The sequence below is a fragment of the Micromonospora sp. NPDC007208 genome (assembly GCF_042869175.1).
Classification (GTDB): Bacteria; Actinomycetota; Actinomycetes; order Mycobacteriales; family Micromonosporaceae; genus Micromonospora; species Micromonospora foliorum.
In genome coordinates, this window is sequence record NZ_JBIAFG010000015.1 from 93,264 (window position 1) to 111,166 (window position 17,903).

At 71.2% G+C, this 17,903-nt stretch carries 14 protein-coding genes; 7 read left to right on the top strand and 7 right to left on the bottom strand.

Annotated features, from left to right (window positions below):
* Positions 1-401 precede the first annotated feature (401 nt).
* The 3 genes from ACFYL6_RS25515 (at position 402) to ACFYL6_RS25525 (ending at position 4,430) form a co-directional block, all read left to right on the top strand.
* The gene (locus ACFYL6_RS25515) at positions 402-1,541 is read left to right on the top strand and encodes a substrate-binding domain-containing protein (RefSeq protein ID WP_387174903.1); all 1,140 of its coding nucleotides are present in this window, start codon (positions 402-404) and stop codon (positions 1,539-1,541) included.
* Positions 1,542-3,116: 1,575 nt separating this feature from the next.
* Positions 3,117-3,725 (top strand): response regulator transcription factor, encoded by a 609-nt coding sequence (locus ACFYL6_RS25520; protein ID WP_387174905.1) that lies wholly within the window; start codon positions 3,117-3,119, stop codon positions 3,723-3,725.
* A 120-nt stretch (positions 3,726-3,845) separates the two neighbouring features.
* Positions 3,846-4,430: a response regulator transcription factor gene (locus ACFYL6_RS25525; protein WP_387174906.1), complete on the top strand. Its 585-nt coding sequence runs from the start codon at positions 3,846-3,848 to the stop codon at positions 4,428-4,430.
* Between the two features lie 20 nt (positions 4,431-4,450).
* On the opposite strand, the gene ACFYL6_RS25530 is transcribed toward ACFYL6_RS25525, so the two are convergent.
* From ACFYL6_RS25530 to ACFYL6_RS25550, 5 genes are all read right to left on the bottom strand, one after another.
* Positions 4,451-6,232 carry an ATP-binding cassette domain-containing protein gene (locus tag ACFYL6_RS25530; protein ID WP_387174908.1) on the bottom strand — a complete coding sequence of 594 codons (1,782 nt, stop codon included), beginning with the start codon at positions 6,230-6,232 and terminating at the stop codon, positions 4,451-4,453.
* The gene (locus ACFYL6_RS25535) at positions 6,229-7,956 is read right to left on the bottom strand and encodes an ABC transporter ATP-binding protein (RefSeq protein ID WP_387174910.1); all 1,728 of its coding nucleotides are present in this window, start codon (positions 7,954-7,956) and stop codon (positions 6,229-6,231) included. Before ACFYL6_RS25535 ends, ACFYL6_RS25530 begins: the two co-directional genes overlap by 4 nt.
* A gap of 72 nt (positions 7,957-8,028) precedes the next feature.
* The gene (locus tag ACFYL6_RS25540; RefSeq protein WP_013734295.1) at positions 8,029-8,148 is read right to left on the bottom strand and encodes a SapB/AmfS family lanthipeptide; all 120 of its coding nucleotides are present in this window, start codon (positions 8,146-8,148) and stop codon (positions 8,029-8,031) included.
* Positions 8,149-8,153: 5 nt separating this feature from the next.
* On the bottom strand, positions 8,154-10,751 hold the full coding sequence (lanKC, locus tag ACFYL6_RS25545) for a class III lanthionine synthetase LanKC (protein WP_387174912.1): 2,598 nt from the start codon (positions 10,749-10,751) through the stop codon (positions 8,154-8,156).
* Positions 10,752-10,883: 132 nt separating this feature from the next.
* Positions 10,884-11,390 (bottom strand): carboxymuconolactone decarboxylase family protein, encoded by a 507-nt coding sequence (locus ACFYL6_RS25550; RefSeq protein WP_387174915.1) that lies wholly within the window; start codon positions 11,388-11,390, stop codon positions 10,884-10,886.
* 512 nt (positions 11,391-11,902) lie between these two features.
* On the opposite strand from ACFYL6_RS25550, the gene ACFYL6_RS25555 reads away from it, so the two are divergent.
* The 4 genes from ACFYL6_RS25555 to ACFYL6_RS25570 all read left to right on the top strand — a co-directional run bounded on the left by ACFYL6_RS25555 (position 11,903) and on the right by ACFYL6_RS25570 (position 16,098).
* Positions 11,903-12,481: a hypothetical protein gene (locus ACFYL6_RS25555; RefSeq protein WP_387174917.1), complete on the top strand. Its 579-nt coding sequence runs from the start codon at positions 11,903-11,905 to the stop codon at positions 12,479-12,481.
* A gap of 267 nt (positions 12,482-12,748) precedes the next feature.
* On the top strand, positions 12,749-13,354 hold the full coding sequence (locus ACFYL6_RS25560) for a lytic polysaccharide monooxygenase (protein WP_387174919.1): 606 nt from the start codon (positions 12,749-12,751) through the stop codon (positions 13,352-13,354).
* A 288-nt stretch (positions 13,355-13,642) separates the two neighbouring features.
* Entirely contained in the window at positions 13,643-14,800 is a 1,158-nt protein-coding gene (locus tag ACFYL6_RS25565) for a glutathione-independent formaldehyde dehydrogenase (protein WP_387174920.1), read from the top strand.
* A 176-nt stretch (positions 14,801-14,976) separates the two neighbouring features.
* Positions 14,977-16,098: a hypothetical protein gene (locus ACFYL6_RS25570; RefSeq protein ID WP_387174922.1), complete on the top strand. Its 1,122-nt coding sequence runs from the start codon at positions 14,977-14,979 to the stop codon at positions 16,096-16,098.
* Positions 16,099-16,156: 58 nt separating this feature from the next.
* On the opposite strand, the gene ACFYL6_RS25575 is transcribed toward ACFYL6_RS25570, so the two are convergent.
* Both ACFYL6_RS25575 and ACFYL6_RS25580 read right to left on the bottom strand, forming a co-directional pair.
* Complete coding sequence (locus ACFYL6_RS25575) at positions 16,157-17,332, bottom strand: zinc-dependent alcohol dehydrogenase (RefSeq protein ID WP_387174924.1); 1,176 nt, start codon at positions 17,330-17,332, stop codon at positions 16,157-16,159.
* The gene (locus ACFYL6_RS25580; protein WP_387174927.1) at positions 17,329-17,817 is read right to left on the bottom strand and encodes a hypothetical protein; all 489 of its coding nucleotides are present in this window, start codon (positions 17,815-17,817) and stop codon (positions 17,329-17,331) included. The genes ACFYL6_RS25575 and ACFYL6_RS25580 overlap by 4 nt, the downstream gene beginning before the upstream one ends.
* Positions 17,818-17,903: the final 86 nt, after the last annotated feature.

Genomic DNA, 17,903 nt, shown 5'->3' on the forward strand with positions numbered 1-17,903 from the left:
CGTGGTCCTGTCGCATCGATCCGTCTCCGTCGAATGTGGCGAGCGGGGCGTTGCCCATGAATGTGACGCGCAGGCATCCGCAGCGTTTCCGAAGTAAAACGCTCACAAAGGAGCAAGTCAATGCCGTTCCCAAACCGATGTGGACACATCTGATCAAGAGCACGCACAAGGCAGCCTTGACGGGCCAAGTGCTCTGATACGATCACAATCGTTCAAAGCCGCTCTACCGTCCGAGGAGTCATGACCGTCGCAGGCGGAGCACGACCTCCTATGCTCTTCGGCGGATAGGGAGATCAGCCGATCCGGCTCGCGATCGACGTCACCGCGTTCGACAGGGCCGGCGAGTTCGCCCGCACCCTGCAAGAGCTCTCGCCGCACGAAGCGTTCCCCGGAGGTCCCCCATGACCAAGGACAGTCCTGCCGTCGCCACGGCGGAGGGGTCCCGAGGGCCGCTTCAGGTCGTCCGCCGGCAGCAACTGTTGGCAGCCCTGCAACGCGACGGCTCGATGCGCATCTCTGACCTGTCCCGCGTGCTTGGCGCCGCGCCGGTCACCATCCGGCGCGACATTGCGGAGCTCGCCGCCGAGGGCTTGGTCCGCCGGGTCCACGGTGGGGTCGCCCTGATCCTGCCGGACGACGTCCCGGCAGCCGACGAGCCACCCGCCGTAGGCCTGGACCCGCTGGTCGGGCGCGCCCTCGGCATGCTCGTACCCTCGTTGGACTACTACTGGCCGGACGTGGCTCGCGGCGTCGAGGGGGCCGCCCGCGAGCTCGACATGCGCGTGGTTCTGCGCGGCTCCTCCTACGACAGCGAGGACGACCAGCCGCAACTGGCCCGCCTGGTGGAGCGGATGGGCGTCGACGCGCTGATCATCGCGCCGAGCATGGACGCACCGACCGCCGAGCGCACCATCGAGTGGCTCGACCAGGTCGGCGTCCCGGTCGTCCTGCTGGAACGCACCGCCACTGTAGGCAGCCACCATGCCGTCATGGAGTCGGTTGTCACCGACCACGCGCTCGGTGCGGCCATGGCGGTGCGCCACCTCACCTCGCTCGGACACCGCAAGGTCGGCTTGGTGCTCGATGCCAACAGCCCCACCAGCCAGCACGTACGACGCGGCTGGCTCGACGCCACGACCGAGTGCGGCCTCGACCCGGACGCCACGGTGGTGGCTGTGGTACCCGACGCACGGTCACCGGAGCGAGACACCGTGCTCAACAGCATCCTCGACCAGTGCCAGGCGACCGGGACGGCGGCGTTGCTGGTGCACGCCGACGCCGAGGCGATCGCGCTGGTGCAGCACTGCGAGGAGCGGCACCTGTCCGTTCCCGGCGACCTCTCCATCGTGGCGTACGACGACGAGGTCGCCGGGCTCTTCAGCCCGCCGCTGACCGCGGTCCGACCGCCGCGACGCTCGATCGGACGAGCGGCCGTGCGTCTCGTCGCCGACCGGCTCGCCGACCCCGACCGTCCCACCCACCGGGTCGTCATCAGCCCATCGCTGCGGGTTCGAGGGTCGACCGCGCGGCCACCCGCGTAGGCGGTCTTCCCGCGTCCGGAACGTCCGGGCAGGGCGGGCCAGGGTGATCCGGACCGTTTCCTGACGCTGACGGGTCGGCCGTGACCCTGCCGCCCTGGCCGCCGGTGCACTCGCGCCTGGGGCCCGGTGCCGGCCGCACCCCGCCGACGAGCGCGCATATCAATGGATGCGATTACGTGAGCGCATCGCTACTATGGGTCAGCAATCCAGAGGGAAGGGGTCGTGCCCGCGTGCGAAGTCCCGTCAACGGAACCGCGCCGGCGTCTGCGCCGGGCCGGTCCGCGCCGCTTGTGGCCGGCCGGCTGCGCAGGTTCGCCCGGCGGCTGGTGCTGATCGCGGCCGCCGTCGGGGCCGGTTTCGTGGTGGCCGCCCTGTTCCAGGGCCCGGCCGAGGCCGACGGGATGCGCAGTGGGTCCGGTGACGAGCCTCATCGGAAGATCGGCGCTCTGGTCGAGCCGGTCGCACGGCTCACGGTCGCCGAGCGCCCCAACCAGGACCGCCCGCGAGCCGCGGGTGCCGATGACCGTCGCAGGGACAGGCTCGGTGCCCGGCTGGCAGGGTCCATCGGCGTCGTCGCCCCCCGTGAGGCCTCGACGGGGCCTCGGTGGTTGACGGGCGCGTCGCCCGAGCCCGTGTCGCTGCCCCGGGTCGGCGACCCCGTTCCGCCCCGCGCGGAGCGAGAGAAGCTCCGGCCGGCCTCGGTAGTTCGCGCGGCTCACCGTGTCGACCGGTCGCGGCCGGTCGCTGATCCACTACGACGGCCAGCAACCGCGGTACCCAAGCCGCCCACGCTGCCCGGGCCAGGCGATTCGCCCGTGGTGGGTCTGGTCACCGCCCCGGTGGCGCACGTCGTCGACATCGTGAGCACAGTGCCGATCCGGCCAGTCGTCATGGCACTCCGTCGTGTCGCCGATGCCGTTCTGCCACCCGCTCTCGGCGAGGTGATCGTTCCGGCGGCGACACCTCCACCGCCCGCTCCCCCAGCGGTCGGGCCGGCCGCCGTGCCGGTGACCGACCCGGCTCCCCTACCGACAGCGCCGACGCCACCGACGGATCCGGCGCCGGCTCCGGTACGCGCCGCGGCGCCGCCGACCTCGGCCGCGCCACCGCCGATGTCCGTCGTCGGCGCGCGTCCGGCGGCCTCGACGGGGCATCTCGTCGCACATCCCGAACCGGTGGCGGCGAGAGGTGAGCTCTCGGGCCGACCCGTCGCGCCCGTCGACCAGGATGCCGCTGGCGTCGACAACGGATCGACGCCCGGGCCGGGGCTGGTCCGACCACTCGACCGGCAGTCGCACGTCGGTGCTGGGCCGCCCTGCGATCTCGTGCCGCTTCTGGTCGAGAGCCGAACTCCGTCTGCGATCGCCCGCCCGGGCTGAGGCGTCGACCGACCCCGGTGGCTGGTCCACGCGGACCGTTCCACCCGCTGGTCGGTCGACCAGTGCCTGCGCCCGTCCGCCGCGACGGTGCCGCGGGTCGATGCCTACCCGTCTGTAGCGCACGACCGCCCTGACCAACCGGTTGATGTTCCGGGATCGGTGGCCGTCGTGACGCGTACCTGAGATCGGAGAAAACGTGGTGATCCACGTTGTCATCGCCGAGGACATGGGTTTGCTCCGCGGGGCGCTCTGCGCCGCGCTGTCACGCGAGGAGGACATGGAGGTGGTCGCCGACGTCGAGGGTGTCGGCGAGCTGTTGACGGTGGTCCGCCGGTGCCGACCGCAGGTGGTGGTGCTGGCACTGACACCGGAGCTGCCCGACCCGGTGGAGGTGGTCGCCCGGATCGACGTCGAGGCGCCGCACGCCGCCGTGCTGGCGATGAGCCCTCGGTGGAGTCCGGCGCTGGTGGAGGCGGCGCTGGCGGCCGGCGCGCGCGGCCTGGTCGGGAAGGACAGCTCACTGGCCGAGTTGGTGCGGGCGATCCGCGCGCTCGCGGCCGGGGAGCGGGCGATCGACCCGGCCGCGGCGGTGGCGGTGCTGAGTCCCCCGCAGATGCCGTTGACGCCCCGGGAGATGGACGTGCTGCGAATGGCGGCCGAGGGTCTGCCGCTGAAGGAGATCGCCGTCCGCCTCTACCTGGCCCACGGGACGGTGCGCAATCACCTGTCGGTGATTCTGCGTAAGACCGGGGCTCGCAACCGGTTGGAGGCGGTGTCGCGCGCGCGGCGTAACGGCTGGCTGTGACCGTCGGGGGCGGGTCCGGTGGAGGTGACCGGACCCGCCCCCGTCACCGTGCGGCCCCGGCGGATGCGTGTTTGAATGTTGACGTTGAGTGATCGTCATCGGAGTGCGGGAAGGTTCGTCGTGATCCGTACCCTGCTCGCCTTGGACGGTGCCCTGGTTCTGGGTGCGCTGTCGTTCGTCCTCGCCGCCGAGGAGGACATCCGTGTCGTGGCGGAGGTCGATCGCGGCGACGCGGTCTCCGCAGCCGTCCGCGCCCAACGCCCCGACGTGGTGGTGGCCGATTTCGACTTCGTCGAGGGAGTCGACCCCGACCACCTTGGCCGGTGCCCCGTACTGGTGCTGGCCCACCCGCATCGGGCCCGGCGACTGCGAGGCATGTTCTGCCCGACCAGGGCGGTCGGCCTCCTGCGCAGTGACGCCGCCCCCCAGCGGGTGATCGACGGGATCCGCCGGCTCGCCCGCCGGGAGCCCGTGCTCGACGCGGATCTCGTGGTCGCGGCGCTGCGCTCGGACGGCCCACTGACCAGCCGCGAGACGGAGGTGTTGAGGCTGACGGCCGCGGGAGCGCCGGTCGCGGAGGTGGCGGCGTCGCTTGGGCTCACCCGGGGCACCGTGCGCAACCATCTCGGTCGGATCGCCCGTAAGGTGGGCGCGCGTACCCGGGTGGAGGCCGTGCGGATGGCGGGCGAGGCGGGCTGGATCTGACCGGCGCGGTCGCGCGGGGTTCAGCCCTGCCGCGTGGGCGCCGCCGGCAGTGGCACTGCCGACTCGTCCCAGCAGCCGACGAGCATTCGGTAGGTGGCCGAGCGGGCCAACAACTGTTCGTGCGTCGCCAGCTCGGGCTCGTCGCCGTCGAGGACCAGCACCCGACCGGCCCGCAGCGCCGAACTGATCCGGTGCGCGATCACCACGAGGCTGCCGGGCCGCCGGGCGAAGGCCGCCTCGACCGTCGCTTCCAGCGCCGGGTCCAGGTGACAGGTCGCCTCGTCGAGGATCACCAGCGCGGCGGGCGCCAGCCAGGCCCGGACCGCCGCGATGAGCTGCCGCTCGCCGGCGGAGAGCAGGGCCGGCGCGACCGGCGCGCCCAGGCCGCCCAGGCGGGTCGCCAGGGCACGCGCGCCGAGCGCGTCGAGAGCGACCTCCAGGGTGTGGTCGTCGGCGTCCGGCCGCAGGTAGCGGAGGTTGTCGGCGAGACTGCCGGTGAACACGTACGACTCCTGGGGCACCAGCACTCGCATCCGGGCGAGGACGGCCGGCTCGACCTCGGCGACCGCCGCGCCGGCCAGGTGGACCGTGCCTGCCTGCGGCGGCACCAGACCGGCCACCAGGGCGGCCAGTGTGGACTTGCCCGCCCCACTCGGGCCCACCACGGCGAGATGGTCCCGCTCGGCCAGGGTCAGCGAGAAGTTCCGCAGGATGGGCCGGGCGTGCGGACCGTAACCGAAGGTCAGTTCCCGGACCTGGACGGCGGGCGAGCCGTCGGCGGGACCGGTGGGCGGCCGGTAGCGGGGCGCCCGGGCGGCGGCGGGGACCGACGGGCGCCCGTCGTCGGGGACCGGGTAGGTGCGCAGGATGTTCTCCAGGGTGACCGCGTAGCGGAGCCCGCCGCCGCCGAGGCCCTGCACCAGGGTGTGCAGGGCCGGTTGCAGCCCGGTGGAGACGTAGATCAGCGCACCCAGCACCGCACCGGCGGTGAGACCCCGCTCGACCAGCCACGGGGCGGTCACCATCAGCACCAGCAGTGGCAGCCAGCCGCCGATGCCGAGGCTGAGACTGCGGATCGCCGCCATCCGGGCGAGCATGCGTTCGGCGGCGGCCTGCGCCGACACCCAGCGCGCCACGTCGGCCGTCACGCGTGCCTGGGCGCCGCAGGCCAGCACGTCGCGGTGACCGGCCAGCGCGGTCGCCGCCGACTGGCCGAGCTGCTCACCGGCCCGGACGTACGCGCGCTGGTGCGTGACCATCGCCGGCAGCGCGGCCAGGAACACGCCCAGCCCGGCGACCAGCGGCACGGCGGCCAGCGCCGCCACCACCGGCGCCAGGGCGAGCAGGCCGAGCAGGGCCGCGCCGGCGGAGAAGAGGAAACCGCGGGTCACCATCAGCAGACCGGCGAAGGTGTCGCGAACGATCTCCATCTGGTGGGTCAGCCGGGTCACGGCGGCGCTGTCCGGGCGTCCACCCGCCCGGGTGGCGTCGCGTAGCGCACCCCGGACCACCTGAGCGGCCACCTCGTCGCGGAACGGCTCGACCACGGCGCCGAGGCTCCGGTACGTCCGACCGGTGGCCGTCGCGCCGACCAGCACGGCCACGGCGAGGACCCCCAACCAGGCCAGACCGTTGAGGAGCCGTCCGGCCAGGAAACCCTCGTCGACGGCGCGGGCGACCAGATAGCCGGCCAGCAGCGCGGGCAGCGACTCGACGAGCGACCAGCCGCCGAGCCCGGCGAGCTCCCGCCGGCGGGCCCGCAGCGCCCGCCAGGTCACTCGGCGTACGCCGGGACGGCTCACGGCCCACCGCCGGCCGGCTGGAAGACCGCCCGGTAGTCCGGGTCGGCCCAGAGGTGCCGGTGCGGCGCCAGTCCGCGCAGCCGTCCGCCGTCCAGCCAGGCGACGAGGTCGGCCGCCGCGGCCGCCGCGGTCCGGTGGGTGACCACCAGTCGGGTACGCTCCCCGGCCCGCCCGAGCACCGCCTCGGTGATCCGGTGTTCGGTCGCGGTGTCGAGGCTGGACGTCGCGTCGTCCAGGATGAGCAGCCGCTCGGCGGCGAACGCGCGGGCCAGGCCGAGGCGCTGGGTCTCGCCCCCGGACAGCGGTGTGTCCACCAGCGGGGTGCGGTAACCGCCGGGCAGACGGTCGATCACGTCGGCGACCGCCGCCATCCGGGCCGCCCGCAGAACCGCCGGCGTGGCCGGGCTCCGATCGGCTGGCGGCGCCGCCGAGTCGACCGGCAGCGCCAAGCCGATCGCGTCGTGGACTGTCGCGCCGATCAGCACCGGCCGGTCGAAGGCGTAGCCGACGGCTCGGCGCAGCGCCGCCGCGTCGAGGTCCCGCAGCGGCACACCGTCCAGTCGCACCTCACCGCCGTCGGGGTCGTACAGCCGTCCCGCCACGGCCGCCAGGGTCGACTTGCCGGCACCGGACGCTCCGACGACGGCCACCGTGGCGCCGGCTGGCACGTCCAGGTCGATGCCGTCCAGGATGGTCCGGCCGTCGTCGGCGTACACGCACACCCCCCGCAGTCGCAGGGCGCCGCCGCCGGGTGGAAGGGGCCGATCGCCGGCCGGCGCGGCGGGTTGCGTCAGCAGCTCGGCGACCCGGTGTGCTCCCGCGCGGCTGCGGACCAGATGGTTCAGGGTGGCGAGCACCGCACCGAGCCCGGCACCCATGGCCGCGTACCGGACCGCGGCGACCAGTTCACCCGGTGTGAGCCAGCCTGCGGTCAGGGCGTACCCGCCGACCGCGATGACGCTGAGGTTCAGCAGCGGTGCCACGGCCGAGGTACGCGCACTCGCCCGGGCCAGCAGGTCCCAGGTGCGCCGGCCGTGCAGGTCCAGCTCCGGCAGGGCCGCCAACACCCGGTCCTCCTCGCGTTGGGTGGTGCCGGCGGCGGCGATGGTCCGGGCACCGCTGAGCGACTCCAGCAGTCGGCCGGCGATGGTGCCGAGCACCCGTTGGTACCCGGCGGTCGCGGCGGAGGCGTCGGCCACGAAGGCGCGCATGAGAACGGCGAGCAGGCCGAGACCGGCGAGCAGGGTGACCCCGAGGACCGGTTCGATGATGGCGAGCGCGACGACGCTGCCGAGCGGTGGAAGCACCGCCACGCTGGCCAGGACCACGGCGTTGCCGGCCTGTCCCGCGTCGGCGGCCTGGCCGACCAACCGGCCGACGAGATCCCCCACCGGGTGCCGGCGGGTGGCGCGGACGTCCACGTTGAACAGGTGACGTAGGAGACGCCGGCGCAGCCCGGCGGTGGCGCGCGCCGCGCCGAACCCGCTGGCCAGGTCCGTCAGGGTGTCGACGCAGATGAGGACGACGACCAGGGCGCAGGCGGACACCGCCCACCAGCCGGAGCCGCCGGCGAGGGCGGCGTCGACGGCGCGGCCGAGGGCCGCTGGTAGCAACAGTTCGGCGGCCGCGCCGAGTAGCGCGACCGCGGCGAGTCCGGCGGTCCAGCCGCCGCCCGCCAGGACCGTCTGCCGCAGCAGCCTGTCCCCCGCCGCGAACGTCGGCATCGGTCCTCCCGTTGGTACGCGGTTGCCCTGGGTGGGCACGTCTACCCACCCAGGGCCCCACGTGTGCGTGGATCAGTTGCAGGTCGTGACGGAGAGCGAGCTGTCGCCGCAGAGCAGCAGGCTCGCCCGGCTACCGCCACCGGTGCGGTCGGCCGGAGCCATCTCCAGGCCCTGGAGGTCCAGAAGTGCCATGTCGTTCACCTCCCTTCCATCCGTTCGCCGATCAGGTCGCCCCCGCTGTCGCGGGGGAGTCTCTTCGCGCCCGGCAGGGGCGCGACGAAGGGCAGCGCCGGGGGCTGGTCGTGCCGCGCGCTGGCCAGCGCGTACAGCACGCCGGCGGTGCCGGTGCCGAAGTCCATGGAGAGCCGCAGCAACTGCTCACCGGGGAAGGCGGTGCCCTCCCGGTACGGCAGCGCGTGCCAGGCCAGCCGATCCAGCTGCGCGCGGAGTTCGCGGCGGTCGGCGTCGTCGGTCGAGGCGGCGAGGTAGGCGATGATGCCGGCCCGGCCGGCGAAGAGCCCGGACTGTGCGTAGAACGGTGAGCGTGCCGCCCGGCGCACCCCGGCGCTCGCCTCGGTGAACTGGTCGTCCGCCCGGTGGCGCAGGTACTGGTCGAGGACCAGCCCGATACCGACACTGCCGTGTGCCAGGTAGGGCATGGTGCGCCAGCCCTCATTGACCTCCAGGGCGCCGTCCGGGCGCAGCACACAGCGGCGCAGATCCTGACGCAGTGCCGTGGCGGCGTGCCCCAACAGCTCCTCGTCGCCGCTGAGCTCGTAGAGCCGCACCAGCATCAGCGCCGGGCCGGTCCGGCCGCGCAGCAGCCCGGCGTACGGGTTGCGTCCGCCGCTGACGTCCGGGCCGGGGTCGTCGGCCAGCTGCCCGATCACCCGCTCGGCGGCCCGCCACGCGGCGTCGTGCAACGACACCTCCCCGGTACGCGCAGCCATCTCGGCCAGGTTGAGCGCGATCCCAGACAGTCCGCTCGCCAGGCTGTGGTCGAGCCCGTCCAGGGGTTCCCGCAGGCAGATGTCGAGAACGTCCAGCGCGTCCTGCCGACGTCCGAGGTGGACGAGCGCGTAGGCGACGCCGTGCAGCCCGTCGTAGAAGCCGCAGCGGGTGCCGGACGGGGGCGCTGTCGCCCGCCGCACCAGCCAGTCTTCGTGCTCGGGCCACCGCCCGGCGCCGCTCTTGTCGAGCGCGTACAGCACTCCTGCCGCCCCGTGGGCGAGGTTGAGGCCGCCACTACGGAACTGCTCGATGTCACCGGGAAAGAGCCGGTCGTCGCGCTCGGGAGTGGCGCTGGCAACGATCGCCGTGGTCAGCCGGTTGCGCAGGGTGGGCCAGTCATCCGCGCCGAGAGTCTCTCGCGGGTCCGCGGTGACCCGCGGCTGACCGGTGATCTCCTCGACCGCCGGGTCGAGGAAGGACCTCGGCACCGGGAAGTTCGCGGCGATGATGTCGGCCAGGTGGGTCACCTTCGCCGGGGCGAGCCGGACCAGCTGGGTCAGTGGCAGGAACAGCGCCAACCGCAGGCACGCCAGGGCGTACCGGTCGACCGCCGGCCCGCTGCGGTCGCGCGGTGCCGCGAAGCCCTGGTTGCGCAGCCCGGGTCGGCGGTGCCCGGCGATCGGCGCGGCCACCTCGAAGTCGACAAGGGCGACCCGGTCGTCCGGCCGGATCATGATGTTGAACAGGTGCAGGTCCCCGTAGACCAGGCCGCGCTCGTGGATCGCCGCCACGACGGACTCGACCTGCTCGTAGGTCTGGCGGGCCCATTGGGCGTACGCGGCCCGGTCGCCGTCGGTCGCGTCGGCGTCGATCAGCGGGTACCGGTCGACAAGCACCTTGTTCAGCGGCCGACCCTCGATGAACTCGAGCGCGAGGAACCGGTGCTCGCCGAGCGCGAACTCGTCGTGGACCCGTGGCACCTGCGGCAGGTCGGCGAGTTGCCGCAGGGCCTGCGCCTCGCGGGCCAGCCGGGCGACGGCGTCGGTGCCGTCGGCGTCCAGGCCGGCGTGCGGTCGGGCCTCCTTCAGCACCACCTCGGTGTCGGTACGCAGGTCCCGGCCCACGTACAGCCCGCCGCCGTTGGAAAAGTGGATCACCCGCTCGATCCGATACGGCACCTGGTCCGTGCTGGTGCCGCTCCGGGCGGCCAGGTGCGGGCCGAGGAAGTCGGGCAGGGTGATCCAGGACGGTACGTGGAAGACGGGCTCCCGGCGGTCCGGCACCAGCGTGCCGGAGTCGTCCTCGATCGCCGGCACCACCTGGCCGTCGGGCGAGTGGCAGTAGCGGGCGGCGAAGCCGCCGTAGCGCACGTGGACCGGGCCGGCGCCGTAGCGGAGGTCACTGAGGATGTACGGTCCGGTTTCGCCGGTGAGCAGCTCGTCGAGCTCCTTGCAGGCCAGCTCCAGCTCGGCGTCGTCGCGGGGATAGACGGTGACGAACTTGCCGCTGGCGGCCCGGGCGGCGTACTTGGAGTTGCGCAGCAAGAGCGTGCGCGGCCCGCGTAGGAACTTGAAGGACAGGCCGCGGGGGACGCAGTAGTTCCAGACCGCGTCCAGCACCCGTTCGGCGTTCGCCAGACCCGCCGAGATGTGAATCTTCCAGCCCTGCTGCGGCAGCGAGCCGCCGTCGGGCGCGTAGATCAGCCAGTCGTCGAGCGGCTCGCGGCGCCAGCCGGCCGGCATCGGCCGTTCGGCGGCCGGGAAGACGGGCTGTGCGACGGCGCTGCCGAGCGAGTCGTAGAACAGCGGGTCTGCGGCGCAGTAGCTGTCGTAGCGTTCGTCCACCGTCCCGCCGCCCCTCGAATTCGGCCGGCTGTTGTTCCGGCGTCGAATCGAGTCTCATCGACAGGACGGTCGGGCTCCAGTGCGCTTAGTCACGACGTTCGATGCGGGGTGCACAGGTACTCATGACATTAGTCAGGCCCGCACACCGTAGACGGCGGCCCCCATCGGCTCGTCGACTTCCAGGTCCGTCACCGCGGCGACCCGGGCGATCATCATGTACTGCCCGATCACCATCAGGAGTTCGACCACCTCGCGCGGGGAGAGCAGCCCGGTCAGTGCGGTGACGGTGTCGTCGGGCGGGCGGACGTCGCGAACGACTTCGGTCGTGAAACGCAGGACGATCTGCTGGTCTGACGTGAAACAGTCGTCCCCGATCTCGTTGCGCCCGAGCGCGTGGATCATCTCGGCCGTGGCGCCGACGGAGCGGGCGATCGGCTCATGCTGGACCCACTCGTAGGGGATGTCGCTCAGCTGGGCAACTCGCAGGATCGCGATTTCGCGGAGCAGCGGGTCGAGGGCCAGGTCCGTGAGCAGCGCGCCTCCCCAGCGCATCCAGTCCGGAAACGCCGTCTCGGCGTTGGCCATGACTCGGAAGAAGTTCAGGGGACGCGCGGCCTGCAGCGCGTCGCGGACCGGCACCGGGACATCGGCAGGGTTCACGTATGGCAGACGGCTCATATTTTCCCTTTACAAGCGGCAAATCGGGTTTTACGGACCATATCCGATCCCGGTTGCGCTCGCCGCGGATCTGTTCGGGGAGACCAGCGGCGGTGCGGCGATGAGCACTCGTGCGCGGCGAAGGTCCGGGCCGCCCGGCCAAATCCACGCTGATGCCCGTCGATGTTGCCAGAGCCGGGCCAGACGTGTTGGAATGGCTCATATCGCCGCAGCGCGGGGGCAACCGCGCTGAGAACGGCCAGCACGGGAGCATTGCAGCGCCGGCAGCGCGCCGCCCTTGGCGGACGCCCGACTGCCGGATCGCCGGGCCACCTCTACGACGACGGGCATCCTGCCGGGCAGTCGCCCCCGCCCGCCGTAGGTATACCCCGGCACGTGTCCCCGACGGCCGACGCGCTCGACGCCCGACCCGCCGGGGGCGTCCGATTCGGCCTGCCAGCGCACAAGAACCGGCGACGAGGTGAGAAGCAATCATGATTTCCCGAGACGACTTCGCGGGTTGGTACCGAAACCGCTTCGTGTGGGTGGCGGTGATCCTGCTGGTGGTGTCGGCCGGCGCGTTGGTGCTGGTCAACCGGGCCGACCCAGAGGCGGAGCCGGCGGACCTGCAGGCGCAGATCACGGCCCGGATGCGCAGCACACTCGAACAGGCTGACCCGGGGCAGCACAACCACACCGGACACGGTGCCCAGCAGGCCGCCACCACGGCTAAGCCGGCAGTGATCTGCGGGGTTCGCGTCTACGGCTACGAGCCGTCGGCGGTCACCGCGCTCGCCGACGTGAAGACGGTCTACGGCTTCCACCTCTGCGGGGTCGCCGAGCAGAAGCGCCCCTGGGACGTGGCGGTCAAGCTGGCCGGTCCGGTGATCATGGACATGTCCACCAATCCCCCGGGCATCCAGGTGGTCGAGGCGACCGCCGAGGTCATGTTCACCGACCGGGTGCGGCAGATGCTCCCGCCCAAGTACGCGGAGTTGGCGCTCAAGGAGGCGCTGACCGAGTCGGAGATGGCCGACCAGCGCCGCCGGTACGACGCGGCAGCCGGCCTCTGAGCATGCCGGGCGGCCGGCGGCGTGGTCGCACCCGCACCCCGACCCGAACCGGGCGGCTACGGACAGCCCGGTCAGCTCGATCCACATCCCACCATAGATAGATGAGTATTGATATCTAGGCCAATAGATGTAACAGTTGGTTTGGGAGCGTTCCCATACTGATCTGTAGTCCCGAAGAGCGGAGGATGAACAGTGCGTTCACTCAAGTCCGATCGATCCGGCGGACGATCCCGGTCACCCGTCCGTCGGTCCCTTCGAGCGCTCGTCATGGTGTTCGCCATCGTGGCCGGCATGCTGCCCTTCACCGGAGCAGCCCAGGCCCACGGCACGATCATCAACCCGATGAGCCGCGCCTACCAGTGTTGGAAGACCTGGGGCAGCCAGCACATGAACCCGGCCATGCAGCAGCAGGACCCCATGTGTTGGCGGGCGTTCCAGGCCAACCCCGACACCATGTGGAACTGGATGAGCCAGCTGCGGGACGGCCTCGCCGGCCAGTACCAGGCTCGCACCCCGGACGGGCAGCTGTGCAGCAACGCCCTGTCCAGGAACGACAGCGTGAACCAGCCCGGGGCGTGGAAGACGACCACCGTCAGCCGCAACCTCACGGTCCAGCTGTACGACCAGGCCAGCCACGGCGCCGACTACTTCCAGGTCTACGTCACCAAGCAGGGGTTCAACCCCGCCACCCAGAAGCTCGGGTGGGGCAACCTCGACCTGATCACGACGACCGGGCGCTACGCGCCGGCGCAGAACATCTCGTTCAACGTCTCGCTCCCGGCACGCAGCGGGAACCACATCCTGTTCGTGCTCTGGAGGGCGTCGCACCTGGACCAGACCTACATGTGGTGCAGCGACATCAACGTCACCTGATCGGCACGACCGACAGCTACAGCACCACTCCGGCCCAGGGCGTTCGCGCCCTGGGCCGGGCTGTTCTTCCGGTAGTAGTCCGCCACCCGTGGCTGCCGAACAACACCCGCACGCCCGGGGATCGCAGAGTTATCAGCCGACAGGGAGGTCGATGGGTCCAGAGCACGACGTCCTTGGGCCCCGATCCAGGGGGTGCAAACCGGTAATAAGGGTCGGAACGGTCTGCGAGGATGTGAGCGCCGGAATGGCATGGCTCAACAGCGAGCGGATTCTTCACGGGGGAACCAGATGAAGGCTGTCGTGTACGAGGGACCGAGGACGGTAAGCGTCAAGGAGGTTCCGGACGCGAGAATCGAGAGACCGACCGATGCGCTGATCCGGATTACGACGACGAACATCTGCGGCTCGGACCTGCACATGTACGACGGGCGCACCGACATGGAGCCCGGGCGGGTGCTCGGCCACGAGAACATGGGTGAGGTCATCGAGGTCGGCGAAGGCGTCGATCTGGTCAAGGTCGGCGACATGGTGTGCCTGCCGTTCAACGTCTCGTGCGGATCCTGCGCCAACTGTAATCAGGGTCTGACCGCGTTCTGCCTGGTGGCCAACCCGGCACCTGGCATGGCCGGCGCGGCCTACGGCTACGCGGACATGGGTCCTTACAGCGGCGGTCAGGCGGAGTTGTTGCGGGTGCCGTGGGCGGACTTCAATTGTCTGGTCTTGCCGCCTGATGCGCGGGACATGAGCAGGCAGAAGGACTACGTCATGCTGTCGGACATCTTTCCGACCGGCTGGCACGCGACCGAGCTCGCCTGCGTGCGGCCCGGCGACAGTGTGGCGGTGTACGGCGCCGGGCCTGTCGGCCTGCTGGCTGCCTACTCTGCGATCATCAAGGGTGCCAACAAGGTGATGGTGGTCGACCGGCATCCGGACCGGCTGCGCCTGGCGGAGCAGATCGGCGCGATCCCGATCGACGATTCCCAGGCGTCACCGGTGGACCAGATCCTGGAGCAGACCAACGGGATGGGCGCGGACCGCGGCTGTGAGGCCGTCGGTTACCAGGCGCACGATCCGGAGGGCCAGGAGAAGTCGGGGCTGACGTTGAACAACCTCGTGCACTCCGTACGGTTCGGGGGCACGATCGGCGTGGTGGGCGTGTACATGCGGCAGGACCCAGGAGCGCCGGACTCGCTGCAGAAACAGGGCAAGGTGCCGTTCGACTACGGCATGTTCTGGTTCAAGGGGCAGAGCATGGGCACCGGCCAGTGCAACGTGAAGGCCTACAACCGGCAGCTGATGAACCTCATCGAATCGCGCAAGGCCGAGCCCTCTTTCCTGGTGTCCCACGAGCTCACGCTCGACGAAGCGCCAACGGGGTATCAGAACTTCGATGCCCGCAACGACGGCTGGACCAAGGTTCTGTTGCACCCCGACGGTCGAGGCTAGAAGAGCAGCCGCCTCCTGGGGGTCGCCGGGTGGGTTGCCGCACGTGCTGCTCACCCGGTGGCCCGGTCTGCCTGGTCCTCGTCGCCGAACGGCTCCGGGCGCTGCTCGGCGTAATGGCTTCCGACAGCCGGCATTGGTGATGATGGACGGCGACGAGCCCGGCTGGAGGAGCAGCGATGGCCCACAGCGAACAGCAACGCCCGGAGATCGTCGTCGGGCTGGTGGCAACCCCACCGGACCACCCTGCACGGGTGGCCGCGCGGCTCACCGCCGAGCTTGCCGACCGGCTCACCGAGCGGGTGAGCGCGGACGTGCGGTGGACCGTGCGGGAAGGCTGGGGGGAGGTGGCGCCGCGCCGCGACGGTGGCGCCGAGGCCCTGCTCGACGATCTTGCTAGGCGGCGCGCCGGCGACGAGTGGGACGTCGCAATCTGCCTGACCGACCTGCCGCTGCACGCCGAACGGGTGCCGTTGGTCGCGCAGACCTCCGCCCGGCGCCAAGTCGCGGTGGTGTCCCTGCCCGCGCTGGGACTGGACCAGCTGCGAGCGACCCGCGCGGCCGTTCCGGATCTGGTGAGTCGACTGCTGACCGACGCCACCGACAGGCGGGTGCCGCCAGCCGGCTGGGCACCGGCCGAGATGACAAGCCGGATTCCCGCCGTCCACCGAGTGGTTGGCGAGGCCGACGCCGGTGAGCGGCGCTACGTCGCCTCGGGGCTGATCGGCCGGGTGCGACTGTTGACCGGCATGGTCCGAGCCAACCGCCCCGGGCGCGCGCTGCTGGGCCTGTCCAAGCTGCTGGTCGGCGCGTTCGGCACCGCCGCGTTCGCGCTCACCACGGACACCATCTGGCAGATGGGCGATGCGCTCGGCGGACTCCGACTCGCAGTGATCATGCTGCTCGGGCTGACCGCGTTGGTGGCCTGGCTGATCGTCGCGCATGACCTGTGGGAGAAACCAGACCGTGAGACACCGGCTGAGCTGGCACGGCTGTTCAATCTGGGTACGGTTCTCACCCTCACGCTGGCCACGGCCGTGTCCTACGTGGTGCTGTTCGTGGGAACGGCGCTTGTCGGGGCCCTGCTGATCGACACATCCGTGTTCGAACAGACCTTGCAGCGACCGGTCAGCTTCACCGACTATCTGACGCTCGCCTGGATCACCAGCTCGCTGGCCACCGTGGGCGGCGCGATCGGTTCCGGACTGGAGAACGAGGAAACGGTCCGGGCCGCCGCCTACGGCTACCATCCCGAACCCGGCGGCTGGCGGGACGAAAAAGGCGGGCAGCCACAGCGGTAGGCCAGCGAGGTCAGCTAGCTACGGGGGCGCAGGGTGACGGTGGCCCCGGCGGTACGGGTCAGCTGGTGGGCTGGAAGACGGCCCGAACGCAGCCGTCGAGTTTCCGTTTGAACATGTCGTAGCCGCGCGGCGCCTCGTCCAACGGCATGGTGTGCGTCGCGAGGTGCTCCGTGACCAGCTCGCCGCGGGCCATCCGTTCCAGCAGCATGGGAATGTAGCGCTGTCCGTGCTGCTGTGCGCCACGCAACGTCAGCCCCTTGTTCATCACCGCCCCGAGCGGGAACTTGTCCACCAGCCCGGCGAACACGCCCAGCACGAACACACTGCCGCCCTTGCGGCAGTTGTAGATCGCCTCCCGGGCAGCGATCGGACGGTCGGACTCGATCCGCAGCTGCTGCTTGACCTGGTCGTACCAGAATTGCGGACCGCTGCTGTGCGACTCCATACCGACCGCCTCGATGCACACGTCCGGGCCTCGACCGCCGCTGCGTTCCAGCAACTCGCCGCTGACGTCCTGCCGCTCGTAGTTCAGTGTCTCGACGCCGAGATGCGTCTCGGCCATCTGAAGCCGGTTGTCGAGTCGGTCGATCACGATCACCCGAGCGGCGCCGAGCAGCACGGACGCCCGGGCCGCCATCTGCCCCACCGCACCGGCGCCCCAGACCGCCACGACATCGCCCGATTTGACCCCGGCGAGGTCGGCGCCCATCCAGCCGGTCGGCGCGGCGTCGGAGGCGAATAGCGCGCGCTCGTCGCTCACCCCGTCCGGGACGGTGAAGGCACCCTGGTCCGCGTAGGGGACGCGAATGAACTCGGCGTGGCTGCCGGCGAAGCCCCCGAGTGCGTGCGAATAGCCGTAGCAGCCTCCGGGCGCGGAACCCCAGACGTTCTCGGTGATCATCGGGTTCGTGTTTCCGTTGTCGCACAGGGAGAACTGCTGTTGCTGGCAGTACCAGCACTTGCCGCAAGAGACGAACGAACAGACGACGACCCGGTCGCCTACCTTGTGGTTGCGAACCTGCGGACCGACCTCGACGATCTCGCCAAGGAACTCGTGCCCAAGGACATCGCCACGCTCCATGAACGGGATGTACCCGCCGAGCAGGTGCAGGTCCGAACCGCAGGTGACCGTCCGACGGACCCGGACAATGGCGTCCTGCTCGTTGCGGAGTTGCGGGTCCGGAACCTGCCGCACCGCGAGCTCGTTGGCTCCCTCCCAAACCAGCGCCTTCACAGTCGTCCCTCCCGCCGACCCTCTTGGGTGGCCATCCGCAGTGGCTTGTTCACCGGAGTCGGCTCGGTGGTGGGCGGATAGTCCGGGTGCAGGACTTCACTGGTCTCGATGAGCTGCTTCGACTCTCGCAGCGCAGCCCGGATCGCCTGCTCCGGGTCCCGGCCGGTGGCTCGTCGAGCGGCGGCGGCAACAGGTGGTCGGGCACCGTCGCGCAGCCGTACAGCGATCTCTGTCCCCCGGTCGCCGGGGGCGGGCCGCAGCTGGACCTCGACGGCGTCGCCAAGCCCGGCCAGCGGCTCGGGGAGCTGTCCGCCGGGGGCGACGTCACTGGCCGGTCGATTCACCGTCGCCACGTGCCACCGCGGCCGGCGACTCCGTGCCTGGCCTCGTCGCCGGTGGCCGTCACCCTGGTCAGTCCCGCCGAGCAGGCGCCGCGCGACCATCCCGCCGGCCACCACGACCGCTCCGCCGATCAGCAACCTCATGTCCGCCCCTGTCGCTTGGTCTGCTCGTGTGGGTCCCGTCGTTAATTGGCGACCTTCAGAACAAACCCTTTCATAAAGGGCGGGCC

Bases quoted from the DNA above. Each gene is read 5' to 3' on its own strand.
- ACFYL6_RS25515 (WP_387174903.1), top strand. From the start codon at position 402: ATGACCAAGGACAGTCCTGCCGTCGCCACGGCGGAGGGGTCCCGAGGG.
- ACFYL6_RS25535 (WP_387174910.1), bottom strand. From the start codon at position 7,956: ATGCCGACGTTCGCGGCGGGGGACAGGCTGCTGCGGCAGACGGTCCTG.
- ACFYL6_RS25540 (WP_013734295.1), bottom strand. From the start codon at position 8,148: ATGGCACTTCTGGACCTCCAGGGCCTGGAGATGGCTCCGGCCGACCGC.
- ACFYL6_RS25555 (WP_387174917.1), top strand. From the start codon at position 11,903: ATGATTTCCCGAGACGACTTCGCGGGTTGGTACCGAAACCGCTTCGTG.
- ACFYL6_RS25560 (WP_387174919.1), top strand. From the start codon at position 12,749: ATGGTGTTCGCCATCGTGGCCGGCATGCTGCCCTTCACCGGAGCAGCC.
- ACFYL6_RS25565 (WP_387174920.1), top strand. From the start codon at position 13,643: ATGAAGGCTGTCGTGTACGAGGGACCGAGGACGGTAAGCGTCAAGGAG.
- ACFYL6_RS25570 (WP_387174922.1), top strand. From the start codon at position 14,977: ATGGCCCACAGCGAACAGCAACGCCCGGAGATCGTCGTCGGGCTGGTG.
- ACFYL6_RS25580 (WP_387174927.1), bottom strand. From the start codon at position 17,817: ATGAGGTTGCTGATCGGCGGAGCGGTCGTGGTGGCCGGCGGGATGGTC.